This is a genomic window from Pseudomonas sp. zfem004, from assembly GCF_032621715.1.
In the GTDB taxonomy this organism is placed as follows: domain Bacteria; phylum Pseudomonadota; class Gammaproteobacteria; order Pseudomonadales; family Pseudomonadaceae; genus Aquipseudomonas; species Aquipseudomonas sichuanensis.
In genome coordinates this window covers 128,463-149,383 of sequence record NZ_JAVYJF010000009.1, presented here as the reverse complement: position 1 = coordinate 149,383, position 20,921 = coordinate 128,463, and the positions used below count along the sequence as shown (strand labels likewise).

At 64.2% G+C, this 20,921-nt stretch carries 18 protein-coding genes and 2 pseudogenes; 8 read left to right on the top strand and 12 right to left on the bottom strand.

Annotation, left to right across the window (positions count from 1 at the left end):
- Positions 1-35: 35 nt before the first annotated feature.
- Entirely contained in the window at positions 36-569 is a 534-nt protein-coding gene (locus RTH46_RS12235; protein WP_316905783.1) for a cytochrome b/b6 domain-containing protein, read from the bottom strand.
- Positions 566-835 carry a PepSY domain-containing protein gene (locus tag RTH46_RS12230; protein ID WP_316905782.1) on the bottom strand — a complete coding sequence of 90 codons (270 nt, stop codon included), beginning with the start codon at positions 833-835 and terminating at the stop codon, positions 566-568. Before RTH46_RS12230 ends, RTH46_RS12235 begins: the two co-directional genes overlap by 4 nt.
- Before the next feature lie 198 nt (positions 836-1,033).
- Here RTH46_RS12230 and RTH46_RS12225 point away from each other — a divergent pair, with 198 nt between their 5' ends.
- Complete coding sequence (locus RTH46_RS12225; RefSeq protein WP_316905781.1) at positions 1,034-2,212, top strand: acetyl-CoA C-acetyltransferase; 1,179 nt, start codon at positions 1,034-1,036, stop codon at positions 2,210-2,212.
- Between the two features lie 120 nt (positions 2,213-2,332).
- Here the strand turns inward: RTH46_RS12225 and RTH46_RS12220 are convergent, their stop codons facing one another.
- Positions 2,333-3,040 carry an SDR family oxidoreductase gene (locus RTH46_RS12220; RefSeq protein ID WP_316905780.1) on the bottom strand — a complete coding sequence of 236 codons (708 nt, stop codon included), beginning with the start codon at positions 3,038-3,040 and terminating at the stop codon, positions 2,333-2,335.
- 76 nt (positions 3,041-3,116) lie between these two features.
- Between RTH46_RS12220 and RTH46_RS12215 the strand changes: the two genes are divergently transcribed.
- The gene (locus tag RTH46_RS12215) at positions 3,117-4,073 is read left to right on the top strand and encodes an arsenic resistance protein (RefSeq protein WP_316905779.1); all 957 of its coding nucleotides are present in this window, start codon (positions 3,117-3,119) and stop codon (positions 4,071-4,073) included.
- Between the two features lie 152 nt (positions 4,074-4,225).
- Here RTH46_RS12215 and RTH46_RS12210 read toward each other — a convergent pair whose 3' ends face one another.
- The gene (locus tag RTH46_RS12210; protein ID WP_316905778.1) at positions 4,226-4,756 is read right to left on the bottom strand and encodes a histidine phosphatase family protein; all 531 of its coding nucleotides are present in this window, start codon (positions 4,754-4,756) and stop codon (positions 4,226-4,228) included.
- A gap of 61 nt (positions 4,757-4,817) precedes the next feature.
- Positions 4,818-5,885: pseudogene (locus RTH46_RS12205) on the bottom strand (5-methyltetrahydropteroyltriglutamate--homocysteine S-methyltransferase); the annotation flags it as partial.
- Positions 5,886-6,199: 314 nt separating this feature from the next.
- Between RTH46_RS12205 and RTH46_RS12200 the strand changes: the two are divergent.
- Positions 6,200-7,687, top strand: a complete 1,488-nt coding sequence (locus tag RTH46_RS12200) for a methylenetetrahydrofolate reductase C-terminal domain-containing protein (protein ID WP_316905777.1) — start codon at positions 6,200-6,202, stop codon at positions 7,685-7,687.
- A gap of 102 nt (positions 7,688-7,789) precedes the next feature.
- Positions 7,790-8,029 (top strand): type II toxin-antitoxin system RelB/DinJ family antitoxin, encoded by a 240-nt coding sequence (locus RTH46_RS12195; RefSeq protein ID WP_316905776.1) that lies wholly within the window; start codon positions 7,790-7,792, stop codon positions 8,027-8,029.
- Here RTH46_RS12195 and RTH46_RS12190 read toward each other — a convergent pair.
- Complete coding sequence (locus RTH46_RS12190) at positions 8,010-8,777, bottom strand: carbon-nitrogen hydrolase family protein (protein ID WP_316905775.1); 768 nt, start codon at positions 8,775-8,777, stop codon at positions 8,010-8,012. The two genes, RTH46_RS12195 and RTH46_RS12190, sit on opposite strands and share 20 nt — an antisense overlap.
- Positions 8,778-8,853: 76 nt before the next feature.
- Positions 8,854-9,897, bottom strand: a complete 1,044-nt coding sequence (locus tag RTH46_RS12185) for a helix-turn-helix domain-containing protein (RefSeq protein ID WP_316905774.1) — start codon at positions 9,895-9,897, stop codon at positions 8,854-8,856.
- A 202-nt stretch (positions 9,898-10,099) separates the two neighbouring features.
- On the opposite strand from RTH46_RS12185, the gene RTH46_RS12180 reads away from it, so the two are divergent.
- The gene (locus RTH46_RS12180; RefSeq protein ID WP_316905773.1) at positions 10,100-10,693 is read left to right on the top strand and encodes a hypothetical protein; all 594 of its coding nucleotides are present in this window, start codon (positions 10,100-10,102) and stop codon (positions 10,691-10,693) included.
- A 61-nt stretch (positions 10,694-10,754) separates the two neighbouring features.
- Here the strand turns inward: RTH46_RS12180 and RTH46_RS12175 are convergent, their stop codons facing one another.
- A complete protein-coding gene (locus RTH46_RS12175; protein ID WP_316905772.1) occupies positions 10,755-10,985 on the bottom strand; it encodes a hypothetical protein in 231 nt (76 codons plus the stop codon).
- Between the two features lie 756 nt (positions 10,986-11,741).
- Between RTH46_RS12175 and RTH46_RS12170 the strand changes: the two genes are divergently transcribed.
- Positions 11,742-12,740: a FecR family protein gene (locus RTH46_RS12170; protein WP_153788644.1), complete on the top strand. Its 999-nt coding sequence runs from the start codon at positions 11,742-11,744 to the stop codon at positions 12,738-12,740.
- A 77-nt stretch (positions 12,741-12,817) separates the two neighbouring features.
- Here the strand turns inward: RTH46_RS12170 and RTH46_RS12165 are convergent, their stop codons facing one another.
- Positions 12,818-14,137: a Na+/H+ antiporter family protein gene (locus RTH46_RS12165; RefSeq protein ID WP_153788643.1), complete on the bottom strand. Its 1,320-nt coding sequence runs from the start codon at positions 14,135-14,137 to the stop codon at positions 12,818-12,820.
- A gap of 225 nt (positions 14,138-14,362) precedes the next feature.
- Here RTH46_RS12165 and RTH46_RS26300 point away from each other — a divergent pair.
- Together RTH46_RS26300 and RTH46_RS26295 are read left to right on the top strand one after the other, a co-directional pair.
- Positions 14,363-15,688, top strand: a pseudogene (locus RTH46_RS26300) (HAMP domain-containing protein); the annotation flags it as partial.
- A 102-nt stretch (positions 15,689-15,790) separates the two neighbouring features.
- Positions 15,791-16,546: a methyl-accepting chemotaxis protein gene (locus RTH46_RS26295; RefSeq protein ID WP_371923751.1), complete on the top strand. Its 756-nt coding sequence runs from the start codon at positions 15,791-15,793 to the stop codon at positions 16,544-16,546.
- A 52-nt stretch (positions 16,547-16,598) separates the two neighbouring features.
- On the opposite strand, the gene RTH46_RS12155 is transcribed toward RTH46_RS26295, so the two are convergent.
- The 3 genes from RTH46_RS12155 to RTH46_RS12145 form a co-directional block, all read right to left on the bottom strand.
- Positions 16,599-18,494, bottom strand: coding sequence for a S8 family serine peptidase (locus RTH46_RS12155; protein ID WP_316905770.1), 1,896 nt, complete (start codon positions 18,492-18,494; stop codon positions 16,599-16,601).
- A 464-nt stretch (positions 18,495-18,958) separates the two neighbouring features.
- Complete coding sequence (locus RTH46_RS12150) at positions 18,959-19,927, bottom strand: S8 family serine peptidase (RefSeq protein ID WP_316905769.1); 969 nt, start codon at positions 19,925-19,927, stop codon at positions 18,959-18,961.
- A 15-nt stretch (positions 19,928-19,942) separates the two neighbouring features.
- On the bottom strand, positions 19,943-20,899 hold the full coding sequence (locus RTH46_RS12145) for a hypothetical protein (protein ID WP_316905768.1): 957 nt from the start codon (positions 20,897-20,899) through the stop codon (positions 19,943-19,945).
- Between the last annotated feature and the right edge of the window lie 22 nt (positions 20,900-20,921).

Here is a 20,921-nt window from a genome sequence, read left to right as displayed (position 1 = left end):
GGAGCGGGCCTGCCCCGCGATGGCCCTCCAGCCTTTCAAGGATCCTCGGACGACCGCCGCCGCCCGGTCACCATCGACAACGGCAGGTTCTCCCTCAGCCGCACACTCTCCACCAGCGCCGCCAGCAGGTGCACGCCAACCAGCGCCAGCACCGCGTCGGCCAGCCAGCTGTGCAGCGTCTCCAGCCATTCGGCGCCCCACAGGGCATCCACCTCCAGCATCATCCAGCCGGTCACGCCCAGGCTGGCGATGCCGGTCATCATCAGCACCATCACCAGCGCGCCAATCGGCGTATGGCCCATGCGGTGAAAGTGTTCACCACGCCAAAGCGCCAGCGCATGCACCTTCAACCGCGCCCGCGTGGGCCAGAAATCCACCCAGCGCGCACTGCGCGGCCCGACAAAACCCCAGGCAATGCGCAGCACCAGGCAGGCACCGGCGTAGTAGCCCAGCCACTGGTGCCAGTCGTCACCGGCCTCGTTGAAGAAATAATCGGCAAAGAACACCAGCGCCAGGGACCAGTGGCACAGCCTGAGCAACGGGTCCCACAGGCGCACGCTGGTGGTCACTTATGGATCTCGGTCTTGATCGCCTTGCCGGTGACCGGGTCGTGGTAGATCTCGACCTTGCGCCCGTCCTTGTCGAAACCGTAGATCTCGTAGCAGTTGCCCTTGGTGATCTGGAACTTGTTGATCTTGTAGCCCTGCTCCTTGAGCTGGGCCTGGAACTTGTCGGCATCCTGCCAGGTGCTGCGCTCGGCCGTGGTGCATTCGGTCCTGGCGTAGCTGGTGGCGCTGGCGAGCAGCAGGGTGATGGCAATCACTGAGTAGCGCATGGCAGGAAGCTCCGATCTGGTGGTTGGCAAACACTGTCCCCCGAAGCTGATGCCAAGCTTAGTTGCGCCCAGCGCAGGCGTGGCCCGCCGCTGTTCATTCATTTGAATTTCGGATCAATGGCAAAGAAAAACAAACTTCTCAAATCAGCGCCCGGCAGGGATGCTGTGGCGATCATGAGCGTACCCCGGAGAACAACAATGAACGAAGTCGTCATCGTCGCCGCCACCCGCACTGCCATCGGCAGTTTCCAGGGGGCGCTGGCCAACCTGTCCGCTGTCGAGCTGGGCGCTGCGGTGATCCGCCAGTTGTTGGCCCAGACCCAGCTGGACCCGACCCAGGTCGACGAAGTGATCCTCGGCCAGGTGCTCACTGCCGGCGCCGGGCAGAACCCCGCCCGCCAGGCCGCGGTCAAGGCCGGCCTGCCCTATGAAGTGCCGGCGCTGACCCTGAACAAAGTCTGCGGCTCGGGCCTCAAGGCCCTGCACCTGGCTGCCCAGGCCATCCGCTGCGGCGACGCTGAAGTGGTGATCGCCGGCGGCCAGGAGAACATGAGCCTGGCGCCCTACGTGCTGCCTTCGGCCCGCACCGGCCAACGCATGGGCCATGGCCAGCTGGTCGACAGCATGATCACCGACGGCCTGTGGGATGCCTTCAACGACTACCACATGGGCATCACCGCCGAGAACCTGGTGGAAAAATACGGCCTCACCCGCGAGCAGCAGGACGCCTTCGCCGCCGAGTCGCAGCGCAAAGCGGTGGCGGCCATCGAGGCCGGGCGCTTCAAGGATGAGATCACCCCTATCCACATCCCGCAGAAAAAAGGCGAGCCGCTGGTGTTCGACACCGACGAGCAACCGCGCCCCGGCACTACCGCCGAGTCCCTCGGCAAGCTGCGTGCTGCCTTCAAGAAGGACGGCAGCGTCACTGCCGGCAACGCCTCCAGCCTCAACGACGGCGCCGCCGCGGTGCTGCTGATGAGCGCCAGCAAAGCCAAGGCCCTGGGCCTGCCGGTGCTGGCCAAAATCGCCGCCTACGCCAGTGCCGGCGTGGACCCTGCGATCATGGGCATCGGCCCGGTGTCGGCTACCCAGCGTTGCCTGGCCAAGGCCGGCTGGCAGCTGGGCGAGCTGGACCTGATCGAGGCCAACGAAGCCTTTGCCGCCCAGGCGCTGGCGGTGGGCAAGCAGCTGGAGTGGGATGCGGCCAAGGTCAACGTCAACGGCGGCGCCATTGCCCTGGGCCACCCGATTGGTGCGTCGGGCTGCCGGGTGCTGGTGACCTTGCTGCATGAAATGATCAAGCGCGATGCCAAGAAAGGTCTGGCCACGTTGTGTATCGGTGGTGGGCAAGGCGTGGCGTTGGCGATCGAGCGGTAATCGCAATCGCGGGGCAAGTCGCAGCGGCGCACCGCCGCTCCCACGATAGACCTGCACATGCAAGGTTAGCGTGGGAGCGGCGGTGCGCCGCTGCGACTTGCCCCGCGATAGGGCTGCACTTCAGAAGCGCTCGTCGCGCAGCGCCGGCAAGGTGATGTCACGCACATAGCTGGCAGCAGACAGGCTCAACATCATCCGGCACACCTGCACCACATCGTGCAGCGGGATCAGCGAACCTTCGCCGCGCTGCTCGGCCTGGGCCAACGGCACCTCCAGCCCGTCCACAGTGTTGAGGTAGCCCAGGTTCAGGCAACTCACCCCCAACCCCTGCTCACGAAACCCTTCGCGCAAGGTTTCGGCAATACCGCGCAAGCCGAACTTGCTGGCACCGAAGGTCACCTCCGGCCGCCCACTCCCCGGCAACGCCGAGGTCGACCCCGTGAGGATGATCCGTGGCCGCATGCTGTTGAGCAGCACCGGCAACAACCGTTTGATCAGCAGCAACGGCGCCGTGAGGTTGGTGGCGACCATGCGTTCGATCTGCCCGTCGTCATCGTCGAGGAAGCTGTAGCCGTCCTCGAACGCCAGCGCTTCCCAGATCCCGACGTTGTAGACCAATACGTCCAGCCCTTCCCCGGCCACCGCCTCGTGGATCGCCGCCGCGGCCTGGCGCGGTTGGCCGAGGTCGGCCTCGATCCAGCGTACCGCCGCCGGCAACGCTGCAGGCCGTGTGCGCGACACACCGATCAGCGTATCGCCCGCCTGGCCCAGGCCCTCGACCAGTGCCTTGCCCAATCCCTTGCTCGCACCTACCACTAGAATTCGCATCGAATCACTCCCTATGGTTAGCGCCAGATAGTACCCTGCCCCACCCAGTAATTCAGTCGCAAATGCCAGGACGCCCGTGGACAGAGAGCAACTCGAACGCCAGCAGATCCCCGTTTATTTCATCGCCGTTGTGCTCGCCGCCGCCGTCGGCCTGCTGGCGCCTTCGGCGGCCCGGCCCCTGGAGCTGCTGGTAACCCCGGCCATCGCCGTGCTGATGTATGCGATGTTCCTGCAGATTCCCTTTCTCGACCTGCGCGCCGGGCTTGGCAACCGGCGCTTCATGGGCGCGCTGCTGCTGGCCAACTTCGTGCTGGTGCCGCTGCTGGTGTGGGCCGGTACCCGTGGGTTGGTCGACCACCCCGCCGTGCTGGTCGGCGCCCTGCTGGTGCTGCTGACGCCGTGCATCGACTACGTGGTGGTGTTCACCCACCTGGGCAAGGGCGAGTCGCGCCTGACCCTGGCTGCCACGCCGGTGCTGTTGCTGGTGCAACTGGCGTTGCTGCCGCTGTACCTGGCGCTGATGCTCGGTGGCGCCCAGCCGGTGGATATCTCGGTGGCGCCGTTCGTGGAGGCCTTCGTGCTGCTGATCGTGCTGCCGCTGTTGCTGGCCGTGGCCACCAGCACCGGGGCCCGGCGCTCGCCGCTGATTGCGCGCTGGAACGACGCCTGGGCCTGGCTGCCGGTGCCGGCCATGGCGTTGGTGCTGATCGCGGTGATCGGGTCGCAGATTGGCGTGGTGGTGGAGCGACTGGATGAGTTGCTGCCGGTGTTGCCGGTGTATGTCGGCTTCGCCTTGCTGGCACCGCTGCTTGGGTGGGCGGCGGCGCGGCTGCTGCGGTTATCCACAGGCGAGGCGCGGGCGGTGACCTTCAGTGCTGCCACGCGTAATTCGCTGGTGGTATTGCCCTTGGCGTTGGCGCTGCCGGAACCGATTCGCGCGCTGGCGGCGGCGGCGGTGATTACCCAGACGCTGGTGGAGTTGGTCAGTGAGCTGGTTTATATCCGCGTGCTGCCGGCGTTGGTGCGGCGGTAGGGGCAACAACTTTGTTCAATTCGAGCTCGCTGGGGCCGCTTCGCAGCCCTTTCGCTAGCAAGCCAGCTCCCACAGGGATTGCCCAGCCCGGTCAATGTGGGAGCCGGCTTGCCGGCGAAAGGGGCGCGAAGCGGCCCCGGCGATACTAGCCATCACACTGAACTCAGCTGCAACCGCCACTGCCCGTAACGACTGAAACGCACACGTGCCAAGGGTGGCACATCAATGCGCTGAAAGGACTCCAACGGCGCCCCCAGCGCATGCAACATCGCGGCGCGGATGACGAAAGGATGGGTGATGGCGATCCACTCACCCTCGCCCAGGGCACTGTCCATCCACTGGGCCACCCGCAGGCACAGCGCGGCGATTGATTCGCCACCATGGGGCGCTGCCTGCGGGTCACTGAGCCACAGCTGCAGCGCCTTCTCGTCCAGTTGCTTGAGCCGCATGCCCTTCCAGCTACCCAGGTCGCAGTCGCGCAAGCCTTCATCGACCATCGCGGCCAGCCCCTCGGCAGTCTGCCGGGCGCGTAGCTCGGGGGCACTCAGGTAGCGGGCGGTTGTGGATAACTCGCCCAGCGGCCCGGGCGCATCGCGCAGCGGCTCATCATCCAGAGCAAAGCGCCCCACCCGCTGCGCTTCGGTGCGGGCATGGCAGATCAAGGTCAGGTGGATGGGCTTCATGGCACGCCGTTCTGGTCGCAATGGGACGTGCGATGTTGCCTGAATGATCGCGGTGCTGCTACGCAGCGCACAGCCGGGTGGCTTCGGGCTGCTCAAGGGCTTTGGCCAGCGTTGCTACTGCCTGGCACTTCTGCACCGCCAAGGCCAGCCCGCTGTTCAGTTCATCATCGCGTTGCAGCAGCGAACACGACGGCGCGACCCACAGCCGATCACCCAGGCGCTCGTGGGCATGGCGCACCACATCCAGCGCCTGCTCCAGGTCGCAATGCCCAGCTTGGTGACCGTCGACCACGCCCAACGACAGCACCTTGTAGGCCGGCAGGCGGTCGAGGAGAGTCTGGAGCTGGTCCGGGGCGCGCACCAGGTCGACATGCAGGCCATCGACCGGCAGGTTGGCGGCCAGGCCGAGGTTGGCGTCCAGGCCGCCGAAGTAGGTGGCGATCAGCTTTTTCAGCGGGGCGCGCTGGAGGATGTTGTAGGTGCGCTCGTAGGCGTTCTTCCAGTCCTGCGGCAGCTCCAGGGCAAGGATCGGCTCGTCGATCTGCACCCATTCCACACCCTGTGCCGCCAGGCGGTTCAAGACCTGGTCGTACAGCGGCAGCAGGCGGTCGAGCAGGTCCAGCTTGTCGAATTCGCTGCCCTTGGCCTTGCCCAGCCACAGGTAGGTCAGCGGGCCGATCACCACCGGCTTGACCGCGTGGCCCAGGGCCTTGGCTTCTTCGACTTCCTCGAACAACTGCTCCCAGCTCAGGGCGAATTGCTGGTCGGCGGTGAATTCGGGGGCCAGGTAGTGCTCGTTGGTGTCGAACCACGGGGTCACGCCCTGGGCCTCGGCGTCCTGGGCTACGGCGAACAGGGTTTGCAGCGTCGGCTTGGCACCGCCCTTGAAGCGCTCGGGGATTACGCCGAAGGCCAGCGAGTGGGTGAGTACCTGGTCATGCCAGGCAAAGTCGCCGACCGGCAGCAAGTCGATACCGGCAGTTTTCTGCGCCTGCCAATGCGCGGCGCGCAGACCACGGGCCACGGCACGCAGACCGGCCTCGTCCAGCTCGCCCTTGCAGAACGCCGCCTGGGCTTGCTTCAGGTCGCGGCCGATGCAGGGGAAACCCAGGTTGTGTGCCAGTGCCATGTTCGTGTTCCTAGATGCTTGAAATTGAATGAGGGCATTCTGCTGGGGCTGAAGAAGTGAGACAAACTCATAAAATTTGAGATGAAATCAAGATTTGCTCATGATCCTATGCCACGTCCGACCATGATGGCCCTATCGCTGGCAAGCCAGCTCCCACAGGGTCGGCCAGGCCCCTGTGGGAGCCGGCTTGCCGGCGATGAGGCCATTGGGATCAACCGCGAATGTCTCAATCAACACACTCCCCCGCGCAACCAGACATGCCCCGCGCACCAATCTGCTTCACACTGCCACCCTGCCCAAACCCGGTAGCCACCATGAGCCTGCTGAAAACGACCCTGGACGCCAACGCCTTCGCCTGCATCCTCGAGTTCGTCCCCAAGCCCTCCGCCGAGCGTTTCGCCACGCTGGACACCCTCATGGCCCGCACCCAGCTGTGCGGCTGGCCGCTGACCGTGGCCATCGGCGACCGCGTCGGCAGTGCCCTGGACATGTCGCCGCTGGACGCCTTCGCCAGCCTGGCCGAACCCGTCCCCGCCCTGCTGCACTTCTCCGGCAAGGACCGCGAACGCCGCGACCTGCTGGCCCAACTGCAGCGCATGGACGCCGTCGGCCTGGACCAGTTGCTGGTGCTCACCGGCGACCGCCTGCCCGGCCACACCCCAGGCCAGCGCCCGGTGCGCTACCTCGAATCCGTCGCCGCCCTGCAGATCGTGCGCCAGGCCCGCCCGCACTGGCTGCTGGCTGCCGCGCTCAACCCGTTCAAGTACCAGGAAGCCGAGGGCGGCGCGCAGTATTTCAAGGCCGAGAAGAAACTGGCCGCAGGGGCTGACCTGTTCATCCTGCAGCTGGGTTTCGACATCGAGAAACACCAGGAAGCGTACGACTGGATGCAGCGCCAGCCCCGGCCGAAACCGCTGATGGCCTGCATCATGGCGCTGACCGAAGGCCGCGCCGGCATGCTCGAGCACGTCGCCGGGGTGACCGTTACGCCGTCGATGCGCGCCTTGCTGGCGGCAGAAACCGCGGTGTCCAAGCAGTACGCCAAGGACCGCGCCAACCAGCGCCTGGCATTGCAAGTGATTGGCCTGAAGTTGATGGGCTATGCTGGCGTGCACCTGTCCGGCATTCATGATGTCGCCCAGTTCGAAGCGCTGGAGCAGGCCATCAGTGAACTGCAACCGCTGTTCAAGACACTCCAGGACTGGACGCCCGCCTGGCATGCGGCCTGGCAGGAACCTGGCCTGCCCGCAGTCACCTTCCACCCGCCCGGGCATGCCTGGCGCTTCGGGCAACGGCAGATCAGCGCATCGACAAAAGAGAAGGCCCGCTACCACCTGCTGGCAGCGATGCACCATCAACTGTTCAGCCGCACCACGCCGTTGAGCAAAGCCTTCGGCTGGGCCGTGACCCGGCCGCTATGGCGCAACCCGGCGGCAGCGCAATGGCTGCATCAGCTGGAACGGCGCATCAAACGGCCGATGGTGGGGTGCGATACCTGCGGCAGTTGCCGGCTGGAGGACACGCTGTACATCTGCCCCGAGACCTGCCCCAAAGGGCTGGCGAACGGGCCTTGCGGCGGGACCAGCCTGGACCGCTGCGAGTTTGGCGACCGGGAGTGCGTGCACAGCGCCAAGTACCGGCTGGCGGTGGGTGTGGGGCGGGCCGAGGTGTTGCGCGAGCGGTTGATCCCCTGTGTGCAGGTGGAGAACCGGCAGCGCAGTTCGTGGCCGGTGTGGTTCGAGGCTGATGCTTTGCAGACGCACGCCTTGCGGCCCGAGACGACCCCAGAGTTCAACGAATAACGCCCATCTGTCTCGCCTGCCGGTGATCCCATTCGCAGTCTTGCCTGCCACGCGGTGATGATTCAATGTACAGACCATTGTTATTACAGCGAGGCCAAGGCCGTGGCGTCCATCAATGTGCGTGTCGACGACGACCTCAAGGTGCGTGCCTACCGTGAGCTGGAAAAGCTGGGCGTGACTCCTTCCGAACTGATGCGCCAGGCGTTGCAGTATGTCGCTGAGCGGGGACAACTGCCTTTCAAGCCGGGGTTGTTGACCGAAGACGACGAACCCTTGCTCGTCACCGTGCGCGAACGCTTGGCCGCCCCTCAGAGGGTGAAGGTCACACTGGATGACCTATAACTTCGAACTCGATGCGCCCCGTCCACTCCCCTCCCCGTCCTGAAACGACCAACAGCCGATTGCCAGCACCTGAAGCAGCCGCGACACACCGCCCCTGCTCATCCCAGAACGCGCTACGCCCAGCCGCAGCCCAGCCTCCAGTACTGCCGCCATGGTTGGCCATGAGCACCGCCATGGCATGCCGCTGTGCATAACTCTGCAACAAGGCGCTATCCGCTGGATAACCCGTTTCGCCAATGAGCACGCCGGTCGCATACACCTGCGCGCCGCGCTGCGCCGCATGGGCGGCATGCTCGGGATGGGTGAAATCGGCGCACACCGACAAGGCCACGGACACACCGGCGACAGACAGCAACTCGCCCCCGCTCCCCGCGTCGAAGAACACGTCTTCGCCGGTATGCAGATGTTGTTTGGTATAGGCGGTAATCGAGGCATCCGGGTGGAGGATGCACGCCGCGATGCGAGGCTTGTCCTGACCCGGCACCTTGAGCGGCATGCCGACCACTGTGGTCATGCCCGCCTCTTGGGCGAACTGGCGTAGCGGCGCCAGCAGAGGCGTGTCCAAAACCTGGGCCAGGGCACTGGCCGTCTTGAGTGCGTAGCCGGTGAGGGACAGTTCGGGGAAGAGCAGCAGCGTTACGCCGTGCTCATGGGCTTGGCGCATGAACTCAAGGTGCAAGGCCAGGTTGGCGGTGATATCGCCATCGCGAATGGCGCACTGGGCTGCGGCGAAAATGGCTTCCTGCATGGGGCGTCTCCTGACAAGGTAGGCAGACTCTGCGCAAGCGTTATCCAGAAGACAACCCCTGCCTCGTAAACCCGCCTCAATCCAGTTTGCGCGCCTGGTGGAACTGGTAGACCGTCATGCCCAGCAGCTCCGCCGCCTTGGACTCGCCGAGAATCCCCTCCCCCAGCGCGCGGTAGACCAGTTGCTGGAACAGCCGCGTGGTTTCTGGCCGGTACGCCGCACCAGGCTCCTGTTTGCGCCAGCCCTGTTTGGCGAACACCAGGAACAACCGCTCGCGCACGGCGTGCGGGATGATCTCCAGGTCCCCAGCGCGATACAGGCAACCCTGCATGCTGAGGCCATATTCAGCCTTGAGCAGGTACAACTCGCGAACCTCCAGCATGTGGCGGGTATCGCCCAGATGCTGCCGCATGGCGCTGGCCGGCACCAGCAATGCCGAGGCAAAACGGTTACAGGCCTTTTCCTCATCCAGCACTTCGGCCAACCGACCGTGCATCAACAGGTGGCCAAGTTCGTGGGCCAGGGTGAAGCGCTGACGATCGCCCGGCCAGTCCGCCGACACCACAATGACCGGCTGCCCCGCCACACTAGCCTGCAAACCGTCGAATTTCGCCTGTGCATCGACCTGGGTGATGATCACCAGAATCCCGTGGGTCTCCAGCACGTCGATCAAGTCTGGAATGGGACTTGAACCGAGGCCCCACAGTTGCCGCACCTGATCGGCCAGGCTGTCGACCGCCTGCAGCGAGGCAACCTCATCAGGCAGGCCCGCTGGCACGCTGAACGGCTGCACGGGATAGGCCGGCCACAGGTTGATCAGCTCTTGCCAACGCTCCGCCTGATCCAGCACATCGGCCTCGATGCGCTTCAGGATTGCCTTGGGGGCGCTGCAACGCTTGCGGTACTCGCCCCCCGCCAGCTCGACCTTGGCCGGGCGGAAGAAATACTCGGCGCGGACCGACAGCGCCTTGCACAAACGCACAAGCACGCCGGAACTGGGCATGCTCTGGTCATGTTCGTACTTTTTGATCATGTTGGCGCTCACGCCCACCTGATCGCCTAATGCCTGCATCGACAGGCCAGCAGCAGCGCGGGCACGTTTGAGCCGCTCGCCGATCATCGGCTGTCTCCCTCGGTTTACGAAAATAGTAAATATTAGAGAAATATAAACCCGACAAGCCTGACCGTCGAGGCATTGGCGACGGCCGTGCTGGCCGCAGCCTGGGATCGCGCAATCGGCCGCTGATTCATATGCACCTGCAAAGCCTGTATAAAGCGCCCGCGACCTGCGCTCCCGACGTCTGCAAAAAGGAACCCTCTCCATGCTTCGGCTCTCGATGCCAGCCCTGCTCCTGGCGCTTGCCGGCTGCGCCACCAAGCCGCCCGCCAACCCCGAAAACCTCTGCGAGATCTTCCGCGAGAAGCCGAAATGGCACGAGGCGGCCCTAAAGATGCAGGCGCGCTGGGGTGCGCCGGTGCAGGTGCCGATGGCGATGATGTACCAGGAATCCTCGTTCAAGCACGACGCCCTGCCGCCGCGTTATTACTTCCTCGGCATCATCCCCTGGGGCCGGGTCAGCACCGCCTACGGCTACGCCCAGGCCAAGGACGAGACCTGGGCCGACTACAAGCGCGAAGCCGGCGGCTGGGGCGCCGCCCGCGACGACTTCGCCGACGCCCTCGACTTCATGGGCTGGTACATGCAGAAGAGCCAGCGGGTGAATGGCGTGTCCAAGTGGGACGCCTATGGCCAGTACCTGAATTACCACGAAGGCTGGGGCGGCTATCGCAACCGCAGCTTTGACGCCAAGCCGTGGTTGCTGAACGTCTCGCAGAAGGTTCAGGCGCGGGCGTCGGTGTTTGGGGCGCAGTATCGCAGCTGTGAGCAGGAGCTTTCGCGGGGTGGGTGGTTTTGATGGGACCGGCCGATAGAGGCCACGCGAGAGGGCCGCAAAGCGGCCCCTGTGGCACCTAGCATCAGGCGTTTATATCCCCCTCTTCTCTCATCGACTCCAGCTTGCCGACCTGCTCGCTGGCCAGCCGGCTGATGATCCGGATTGCCTGGTGGATCCCCGCCGTGTTGCGAAAGCTCAGTTGCGGGTTTTGTTCGCATTCCAGCATTTCGTCGTGCTGGACCAGGGCTTCGCCTAGCAGTTCGAGGGTCCAGGCGTAGCTTTGGATGGTGGATAGGCGTTCGTGGTCAGTCATGGGGTACCTCACGGTTGGCGAGGGACTGGCTGTCGATCGGGTAGAAGGTTGGGGATGGGGTGGCCGCGGGGCTTGGGCGGCGGAGAGCGGATGCGAGGATCTTGCTCAGAATGCGAATAAGCATGCATGAGACTCCAAGTTTGGGTTTGGAGCGGCCACGATCCTTCCTACGGGATTGGGTGGCAGCTGTGTATGGGGTAGGAATACCGGGAAACTTGGAACCCGGCCAGGCCGAAGCCTGCCCACACACAGCCGCCATGACACATCGCGGCAGGCACAAAAAAAGCGCCAGCCGTTGTGATGGGGCGCCCAGTGCGTGCGCCAAGTTTACCAGCAGGTTCCTACACCTGGCCGCAGATTTTGCTACGACTTGAGGAATCTATCTCCAGGTCGGATTGGTTCGCAACAGGTCTGACTGGAGGAAATTTCCTAAAGCATTGAGGGAAGGAACGCCGGGGGATAAGCGTACACTTGGTCCGCCTTGTTGGTACGACGCGGTTTCATCATGGGCGTTGCCGCCGCCCCACATGACACGTGGCCTGGCCCTGGAAGCCAGCATTCGCAGCCTGTATGCAATGGCGGCAGAGCAGTTCTGAACCCTCGGCCCATCGCGGATATGCCCCGCGATGGGCTTAAAGCAGATACGAGCCATGCGCAACTACTACGAAATTTCCTACAATTGATAGTCATTCGCCATTAACACGTTCTCGGAAGCCCTCCGCCAAGGGTAGAATGCCCGCAAAACCGGGAGCTGCAATGAATCAGGACCGCCTCACCCCCAGCGAAGACGATGCCATCACCGACGCCGCCGCGCATTGGTGCATGCGCCTGCACGCCGAAGACTGCACGGCGGCGGAACAGGCAGCGTTCAGCCAGTGGCTGGCGGCCGACCTGCGGCACGCGCAGGAGTATCAGGCGATGCTGGAGATCTGGCAGACCGCCGACCTGCTGCCGCGCAGCGCCCAGGTAGTGGAGCTCAAACCCCGGCAGGCCGCGGCCCGTAACTGGCGGCCATTGGCCTCGGCGGCGGCCATTGCCCTGCTCGCCCTGCCCCTGGCCGGCTGGGTGGGCTGGGAACAAGGCTGGCTGCCCAACGGCTACCAGCATGTCGAAGCCACCGACCAACTGCGCCAGGTGCGCCTGAGCGACGGCAGCAGCGTCGAACTCAACCTGCACAGCGAGCTGCGCTACCTGAACTACAAGGACGAACGCCGCGTTACCCTGATCAAGGGCGAGGCGTTCTTCAAGGTCGTGCACGACAGCAGCCACCCGTTCATCGTTCGTGCCGGCAACGGCCAGACCCGGGTCACCGGTACCCAGTTCAACGTGTGGAAGTATGAAGACCAGGTCAAGGTGACGCTGGTGGAGGGATCGGTACTGGTCAGCAACGATGGCAACGCCGGTGGCTACCGGCTCGGCCCGGGCATGCAGGCCAGCTATCACACCGGTGATTTCGAACCGCAACTGAGCCAGAGCGACGACTCGGGCAACAGCCTGGCCTGGCGCAGTGGCAAGCTGGTGCTGGACAACCTGAGCCTGGCCCAGGCCCTGCCGGTGATCAACCGCTACCTCGACAAGCCACTGCGCCTGGCCGACGACAGCACTGCCAGGATCCGTATCAGCGGGGTCTATAACACCCGCGAAGTGGCACGCCTGGTCGACACCCTGCCCAAGGTGCTGCCGGTATACCTCACCCGCAGCAAGGACGGCAGCACCGTCCTCAACCGCATCACCCCACCGCCAAGCCGCGGCTAAATCAACCCAGCGCGATCCTTGTAGGAGCGGCCATGTGCCGCTCCTACAGAAGACCGCGCAGCGCCGCTCGACAGGCTTTACAAGGTCATCGCCGCCAACCAGCCGAACGCCAGCAACGGCAGGTTGTAATGGATGAACGTCGGCACCACGGTGTCCCAGATATGGTGGTGCTGGCCATCCACGTTCAGCCCCGAGGTCGGCCCCAAAGTTGAGTCCGAAGCTGGCGAACCGGCATCGCCCAAGGCGCCGGCGGTACCGACGATGCACACCGTGGCCACCGGGTCGAAGCCCAGTTGCACGCACAGCGGCACGAAGATCGCTGCCAGGATCGGCACGGTGGAGAACGACGAGCCGATGCCCATGGTCACCAGCAGCCCCACCAGCAGCATCAACAATGCGCCGACGCCCTTGCTGTGGTCGATCCACTGCGCCGAGGTCTCGACCAGGGTCTTCACTTCACCGGTGGCCTTCATCACATCGGCAAAGCCCGAGGCGGCGATCATGATGAAGCCGATCATCGCCATCATCTTCATGCCCTCGGTGAACAGGCCGTCAGTATCCTTCCAGCGCACGATGCCCGACAGCGAGAAGATCAAGAAACCCACCATCGCGCCAATGATCATCGAGTCCAGCAACAGCTGGATGATGAATGCCGCACCGATGGCCACACCGGCAACCACCAGGGTCAGCGGGTTGTATTTCACACTGACCTGCTCGACCTCTTCGATACGCGCCAGGTCGTAGTCGCGCTTCTTGCGGTAGCTGAAGAACACTGCCAGCAACAGGCCAGCGAGCATGCCGGCCGCCGGGATGGCCATGGCGTGGGTGACATTGACCCCGCTCACATCCACGCCCGCGCGGGCGACGTTGGCCAGCAGGATCTCGTTGAGGAAGATGTTGCCAAAGCCCACCGGCAGGAACATGTACGGGGTGATCAGGCCGAAAGTGATCACGCAGGCGATCAGCCGGCGATCGATGCGCAGGCGCGTCAGTACATAGAGAAGCGGCGGCACCAGCAACGGAATGAAGGCGATGTGGATCGGCAGGATGTTCTGCGACGAAACCGCCACCACCAGCATCAGGCCGATCATCAGCCATTTGACCTTGCCGCCATCGGCATGCCCCTGACGGTCGATCATCGCCAAGGCGCGGTCGGCCAGGGCATGGGCCAGGCCCGACTTGGCGATGGCCACGGCGAAGGCGCCGAGCAGCGCATACGACAACGCCACCGTGGCACCGCCACCCAGGCCACCGTTGAAGGCCTTGAGCGTGCCCTCGATACCCAGGCCACCGACCAGGCCACCGGCCAGGGCGCCGACGATCAGCGCGATGACCACATGCACACGGGACAGGCTCAGGATCAGCATGAGCCCGACCGCGGCAATCACTGCATTCATGGTGTGCAAACCTCTTTACGACAGACAAAAAGCGAGCGTTCCGGCGACAGCTGCGCGCAGGCAGTGGCCGGACCAGGGGATGTTGTTATGAAGGGCGCACACTCTGAAGCACTGCTGGGCAGAAGTCAAAAGCGTCTGCCCCGCGCACCTTGTAGGAAATAGACGAAAGTCGAAGAATTAAATTGAACGTTTGAATAAAGAAAAATTCTGCACCGCCGATACAGCATGCAGCATCAAACCTATTACAAGGGATTTGCCCCCATGCCTGCGCTGCGACAACTCTCCATTCAATGGAAGATCACCCTGCTGGCCGGCCTGTGCCTGGCCAGCATCGTCACCCTGCTGGTCGGCCTTTCGCTGTACCGAATGGACCACAGTTCCGACCTGGTCAAGGCCAGCAGCATGCACATGCTCAGCGAAGCGGCGCAGTCGCGCATCGAATCGCAAGGTGAAGTGCAGGCCCTGAACATCCGCCGCCAGTTCATGGACGCCTACCAGTACGGCGCCGGCTTTGCCCGCCAGGTGCTGTTCCTGCGCGAACAGGCGGAAAAACGTTTCCTCGACGCCTACGACCTGCGCCAGGACATGACCGCCCAGGTGCGTGCTGCGCTGCAGGCCAACCCTGACCTGCTCGGCCTGTCGCTGGTATTCGAGCCCGGCGCACTGGACGGCAAGGACAAGCTGTTCACCGGCCAGGCAGAGCTGGGCAGCAACGAGACCGGCCGCTTCGCCCTGTACTGGTCGCAACCGCGCGCCGGCCAGCTGACCTCGATGGCATTGCCCGAGCACGACATGGCCAACACCGAAGTCGGCCCCAGCGGCCAGCCGGCCAACACCTGGTGGGTGTGCCCACGCAGCACCGGCACGGTGTGCGTGGTCGAGCCGTACTTCTACGACATCGACGGCCAGCGCGTGCTGATGACCAGCATCGTGTTCCCGCTCAAGAGCAACGGCAAGGTGATTGCCACCCTGTCCATCGACATCAACCTCAACAGCCTGCAGGCCCTGAGCGAGTCGGCCAGCCGTGGCCTGTACGAAGGCCGCACCACGGTCGGCATCCTCAGCCCGGTCGGCTTGCTGGCCGGCTACAGCGCCGATGCCGGCAAGCTGGCTCAGCGCCTGGACCAGGTCGACACCGCGCAAGGCGCGGAACTGGTGCGCAAGCTGGCCGAAGGCAAGTTGCAGATCCTGCACGGCGCGCAGCGTCTGAAAGTGCTGGCCGCCTTCGAGCCGATCCCTGGCGGCAAGCCGTGGGGCGTGCTGCTGGACGTACCGGAAAGCGCCCTGACCGGCCCGGCCGAAGCGCTCAAGCAGGAACTCGACGCCCTCAATACCAGCGGCACCCTGCTGGAGCTTGGCCTGGGCCTGGCCGCCGCCATCGCCGGCCTGCTGCTGGTGTGGCTGATGGCCCGCACCGTGACCAAGCCGATCCTCGGCGTGGCCGCCATGCTCAAGGACATCGCCAGCGGCGAAGGCGACCTGACCCGCCGCCTGCAATACGACAAGCGCGACGAGCTGGGCGAACTGGCCGGCTGGTTCAACCGCTTCCTCGACAAGCTGCAGCCGACCATCGCCGAAGTGAAACGCTCGGTGCAGGCCGCCCGCGGTACCGCCGACCAGTCCGCGGCCATCGCCACGCAGACCAGCGCCGGCATGGAGCAGCAGTACCGCCAGGTGGACCAGGTGGCCACCGCCTCCCACGAGATGAGCGCCACCGCCCAGGACGTCGCCCGCAGCGCGGCCCAGGCCGCCCAGGCCGCTCGCGACGCCGACCAGGCCACCCGCGAAGGCCTGGCGGTGATCGACCGCACCACCACCAGCATCGACACCCTGGCCGCCGACATGAGCAGCGCCATGGCCGAGGTCGAAGGCCTGGCGCAGAACAGCGAGAAGATCGGCTCGGTACTGGAAGTGATCCGCTCGATCGCCGAGCAGACCAACCTGCTGGCGCTCAACGCCGCCATCGAAGCAGCCCGAGCCGGTGAAGCCGGGCGTGGTTTTGCGGTGGTCGCCGATGAAGTGCGCAACCTCGCCCGTCGTACCCAGGAGTCGGTGGAAGAGACCCGCCAGGTGATCGAGGCGCTGCAGGCCGGTACCCGCGATGTGGTCGGTGCCATGAACAGCAGCCATCGCCAGGCCCAGGGCGGTGTCGAGCAGGTCGGCCAGGCGGCCACCGCGTTGCAGCGCATCGGCCAGGCGGTGACGGTGATTACCGACATGAACCTGCAGATCGCCAGCGCTGCCGAAGAACAGAGCGCGGTGGCCGAAGAGATCAACAGCAACGTCGCCACCATCCGCGACGTCACCGAGTCGCTGTCGGGCCAGGCCAACGAATCGGCGCGGGTCAGCCAGTCGCTGAACAGCCTGGCCAACCAGCAACAGGGATTGATGGATCAATTCCGGGTGTGAGCCCAAGGTTTGCGGGCGCACCTTGGTGCGCCCGCAGGCTGGCCCCGCAATGCTACAACTCGTCTTTCCCAGGTTGACCACTGACCAATAGGGTGTCGAGCAACGCCATGGCACCCTCGACGTTCGGCCTGGCCCCCATCGGCAACCTCGTCTCGCCAGGCAGCGTGGCGTCCTCATAGCCGGACTTCATCACCAGCAGGTGCATCTGGTCGCCATTGAGGTAGACATGGTGCCGCTCGATGGCATAGGACTGGATCAGGCTTAACGCACCCGCGACCATCGGCGTCGCCGCCGATGTACCGTTGTAGAAGTCGGTGTAGTCACGGTCTGTTCCGGACTTGTCCTGCAAGTCCCTGTCGTGAATCGCACCTAACGTCACGACACCATCCCCCCAACCGTTGAGCATCCGGTACGGGTAATGGAAATTCGACCACTCGCTGGGCTTGCCAGACCATGACTGGCAAGCGCCAACCACAATGGCGCCAGCATCGCCATGATTGTCGAAGTGACGCCAGGCCGAAAGGTCGACACCACGCCCCTTGACTGCTCCAACAGCCGTGTTGTCTGCCTTGTGGCCGTTGCCGGCGGCGCAAACCACCACCGCGCCTCGCGCGTTGAGTTCTCGGATAACTTGCCACCACAACTGGGAGTGAAGAGTTGGCAACCGAGTACCTGGAATGCCCGTGGCCTCGACCTCCCGGTTAAAGGCCACGACATCGCCCGGCAGCACCAGACGCAGCAGTGCCTTGAGCGCCTGCGAGTTGGCACTCTGGTTGGGGTAAACGTACAGCTGCGCGCCATGGGCGATACCGGTTGTACCAAAGCCGTTGGCCTTCGCAACCAAAAGCCCCGCTGCGGCGGTGCCATGCACCGGATCGTCATTGGGCCCGGCCACGACCACATGAATCTGCGCGACACCAGGCAGGTCCTCGTGATCCTTGTTCAGGCCACCATCGGTCAGGTGGGTGCGAATCCCCTTGCCTGTAACCTTCCGCTCCCAGGCCTTGCGAATGTTGAGGCCTTTTGTTGTCGTACCGGGCTCGTCCAGATAGGTTTGCAGCGCCTCGAAGTCTGGCGTCGGACTTGCATTTTCATTCGCTCTGTTACCCAGCACCACAGCGCCTCCGGTAAACAGGGTCGCCAGCAAACCGGCGGCAGCCAGTGCCCAGCCTGGCGACTCTGCCCCCTTCGGCAGAAGCTGCACGCTGAGCACGTAATCCAGCGAGGCAAGGGTCCTGCCCAGGGCGACAAAGGTATCGTTGAGCATGCTGTCGGGTTGCTCGATACGGTAATACGGCGCCAGCACGGCCAATGCCTGGTCGTCTCGCTCATCGGCGTCAAGCACAGGCTGCCATTTGATGACGTCCCCCAGCTTGGGCCACAGCTTCGCCAGATGAGATCCCGACGAAGGCTCCATATCCGCCGCGAATCGTTCCGCGCCACCTTCGGCAAATGCCAACAGCAGCGGGCCCAGTGCAGGGCCGGAGTTGATTTCAGGGTGCCCTTGCAGGGCTTCATCTTCCAGAATCGGCAAGTTATGCGCTTTGTTCTCGATGCTGCGTTCGCGCCGACTCAGTACAGGCTCCAGCGGCACATTATCGAGCAAGCGCCGCGTCGCTTCTGTGGCCTTGATATCGAACATCAATGCAGCGAACGCCTGCGTCCGCTCCCCAGTGCCGTCCAACCAGGTCACCGTTGGCGTTACCGAGTAGGTACCAGCCGAGACCGCCACACTAAACGTGGCGGGGCAACCATAGTCCTCCAGCTGACCGCTGCTGGCCTGGCCCGTAACCGTCCTGTCCTCGAGCCGCCGGGGCCGCCCGTCGATGACCGATCGCAATACGTAGCGGATGCTCTTGACCTTGCCGAGATCGGCGCCCACGCAACGCACGAACAACAAGCCATCAAATTGAAAGTTGCGATAATGCACAAAACTTAGATCATCCATCCTTAGAACCTTGTTTTTCCAGTTGAGCGAATAGCATGTTCGGGCATGCCGGATGAATGATCGATTCTGGGGAGACGATGGCAAGTATTGCAGCCTGCAAACATTCCCCGTGCAGCTCAGGGTCATGGATGCGCACGACCCGCGTCAGCGCAGGTCAGCCAGTCGTTGAACAGCCATGCCAAGCAGCATCAGGACTGGAAGGGGGCAGTACCGGCGGGCCACGCCAGGCGTTGAACGAAAAGTGCCTGCGCGACGATCATGCTGCGTTGAAAACAGGCGGGTGCACCAGCGCGGTCGGAATGCTCACTTACAACACGTAAAGTCGAGCGCGACTCCTTCCGTTGCTCGCCAGTTTTCGCCTTGCCTAATCGCCGCTCGGCAACTTTTTGTACAAACCCCAGGGATAGCGCACCCGTCACACTACTGGCAGAAATGACAGGTCAGCAGCCTGAAAGCTGTGCGGCTCACAGTTCGTCCCTTGGCGAATGGAAACGGCCACCGCCGAGCAGGCGGTCGAGCAGCACCAGCGCGCCATGCACGTCCGGCCGATGCCCCATGGGAAGCACATCGGTGCCCGGCAGCGTTGCGTCCCGATAACCCGAGGCCGAGACCAGCAGGTGCATCTGATCGCCATCCAGGTAGATGTGATGCTGCTCGATGGCATACGACTGGATCAGCGCCAGGGCACCCGCCACCAAGGGCGTCGCCGAGGACGTACCCGCGTAGGTGTCGGTGTAGTCCCGGTCATGGCCGGACTTGTCCTGGAGGTTGCCATAGCCCAGGGTGGCCACGCTGTCACCCCAGGCGTTGAGCATGCGGTGGCGATAATTGAAATTGGAGTATTGGTGCGGCTTGCCGTCCCAGGACTGGCAGGCGCCGACCAGAATGCAGCCGGCATCGCCGTGGTCGGCGAAGTGGCGCCAGTGGGCCAGATCGACGCCATAGCCGCTCACCGTGCCCTTGTCGCTCAAGGTAGCCGAACTGCCATTGGCGGCGGCATTGACCACCACGGCACCGCGACGGCTCAGTGCCTGCATCACATCCCACCACGGCCGGTCATGCAACGACGGCAGCATGGTGGCCAACACTTGCGGGCTGGCGGTCTGCCGGTTGATCCCGACGACATCGCCCGGCTGCACCTGACGTAACAGCTGCTTGAGAGTCAGCCAATTGCCATCAACATCGTTGGCGCGATTGTCATGCAGGTACAGTTCACAATCATGGGCGATTCCGCTCACCCCAAAGCCATTGCGCGTGGCCAGCATGACCCCTGCCGAGGCCGTACCGTGCTCGGGATCGTCATTGGGCGTCGAGCTGACAATCTTGAGGCCAGTGTTGCCACGCAGGTCCTCGTGGTTGGGGAACAGCCCGCCGTCGGAAAAATGGATTCGCGCGCCCTTCCCCGTCACCTGGCCGGCCCAGGCCCTGCGCACGTTAAGGCCCTGCCATCACGGCCCAGGCTCATCGAGGTAGGTCTGGCCTGCTTCAAAATCTGGCGTTGGCTGAGCATTTTCCTGCGCCTGATTGCCTAGCACCACCGCGCCGCCGGTCACCAGCGTCGCCAGCAACGCCGACGCCCCCAGCAGCACATACGGCGCGTCAGGCGCAGGTGGCGCCCACTGCAGCGACTCGACACAGTCCAGCGCGGCGAAAGTCTTGAGCAGGGCAAGATAGGTATCGCCGGTCATGCTGGCAGGCTGCTCCATCCAGCAATAGGGATGCAGCGCAGCCAGCCGTTCATCACGCTGATCCGCAGGCTCAAGCACCGGCCGCAGGACGATGACTGCCGCCAGGTTCGGCCATTGCCGCGACAGGACGCTGTCCGCACCAGGTCGCATGTCTTGCAGCAGTCGCTCCAGGCCCGCGTCGCTGAACTTGATCAGCAGGGATGGATAGCGCTCACCGGGGCCAACCGCAGGCAACGCCGACAAGGTCTGGCCATAGGGGTCATCCAACTGTGCCGCATCGACTGGCAGGGCAACGGCGCGCCTGCTGCGCTGGCGTGTCTCGCGCAGCGGCATCTTGTCGAGGATCCGCCTGCCCAGTTCGTCCTCGTGGATATCGATGATCAATGCCGGCAGATCGATCACACCGTCCGGCCCCACAGGGTGGCCCATTGCCTGTGCCACCTGCTCCAGCAAGATGACCCTTGGGGTGATCCGGTAGCGACCTGCTCGGGCCGAGGTCAGCAGGCTGGCCGGGCAGCCCTGGTCGGCCAACGATCCGGTACGTGCGTACGACCGCGCCGAAACGCCTGCCAGCAACGTCGTACCCTCGGCCGTCACACGATGCAGTTCGTAACGAATGCGGGCGACCTTGTTCAGGTCCTCGCCCTGACAGCGGACATGAAACCTGCCGTCGAAACGGAAGTTGCGGTAATAGACGAAATGCAAAGCCAGGTTCATCGGTTGATCCTTCAACGGGAGG

Excerpts from the sequence above, each read along its gene's own strand:
- RTH46_RS12230 (WP_316905782.1), bottom strand. The coding sequence starts at position 835 with ATGCGCTACTCAGTGATTGCCATCACCCTGCTGCTCGCCAGCGCCACC.
- RTH46_RS12225 (WP_316905781.1), top strand. The coding sequence starts at position 1,034 with ATGAACGAAGTCGTCATCGTCGCCGCCACCCGCACTGCCATCGGCAGT.
- RTH46_RS12220 (WP_316905780.1), bottom strand. The coding sequence starts at position 3,040 with ATGCGAATTCTAGTGGTAGGTGCGAGCAAGGGATTGGGCAAGGCACTG.
- RTH46_RS12210 (WP_316905778.1), bottom strand. The coding sequence starts at position 4,756 with ATGAAGCCCATCCACCTGACCTTGATCTGCCATGCCCGCACCGAAGCG.
- RTH46_RS12200 (WP_316905777.1), top strand. The coding sequence starts at position 6,200 with ATGAGCCTGCTGAAAACGACCCTGGACGCCAACGCCTTCGCCTGCATC.
- RTH46_RS12190 (WP_316905775.1), bottom strand. The coding sequence starts at position 8,777 with ATGCAGGAAGCCATTTTCGCCGCAGCCCAGTGCGCCATTCGCGATGGC.
- RTH46_RS12185 (WP_316905774.1), bottom strand. The coding sequence starts at position 9,897 with ATGATCGGCGAGCGGCTCAAACGTGCCCGCGCTGCTGCTGGCCTGTCG.
- RTH46_RS12180 (WP_316905773.1), top strand. The coding sequence starts at position 10,100 with ATGCTTCGGCTCTCGATGCCAGCCCTGCTCCTGGCGCTTGCCGGCTGC.
- RTH46_RS12175 (WP_316905772.1), bottom strand. The coding sequence starts at position 10,985 with ATGACTGACCACGAACGCCTATCCACCATCCAAAGCTACGCCTGGACC.
- RTH46_RS12170 (WP_153788644.1), top strand. The coding sequence starts at position 11,742 with ATGAATCAGGACCGCCTCACCCCCAGCGAAGACGATGCCATCACCGAC.
- RTH46_RS12165 (WP_153788643.1), bottom strand. The coding sequence starts at position 14,137 with ATGAATGCAGTGATTGCCGCGGTCGGGCTCATGCTGATCCTGAGCCTG.
- RTH46_RS26295 (WP_371923751.1), top strand. The coding sequence starts at position 15,791 with ATGGAGCAGCAGTACCGCCAGGTGGACCAGGTGGCCACCGCCTCCCAC.
- RTH46_RS12155 (WP_316905770.1), bottom strand. The coding sequence starts at position 18,494 with ATGGATGATCTAAGTTTTGTGCATTATCGCAACTTTCAATTTGATGGC.
- RTH46_RS12145 (WP_316905768.1), bottom strand. The coding sequence starts at position 20,899 with ATGAACCTGGCTTTGCATTTCGTCTATTACCGCAACTTCCGTTTCGAC.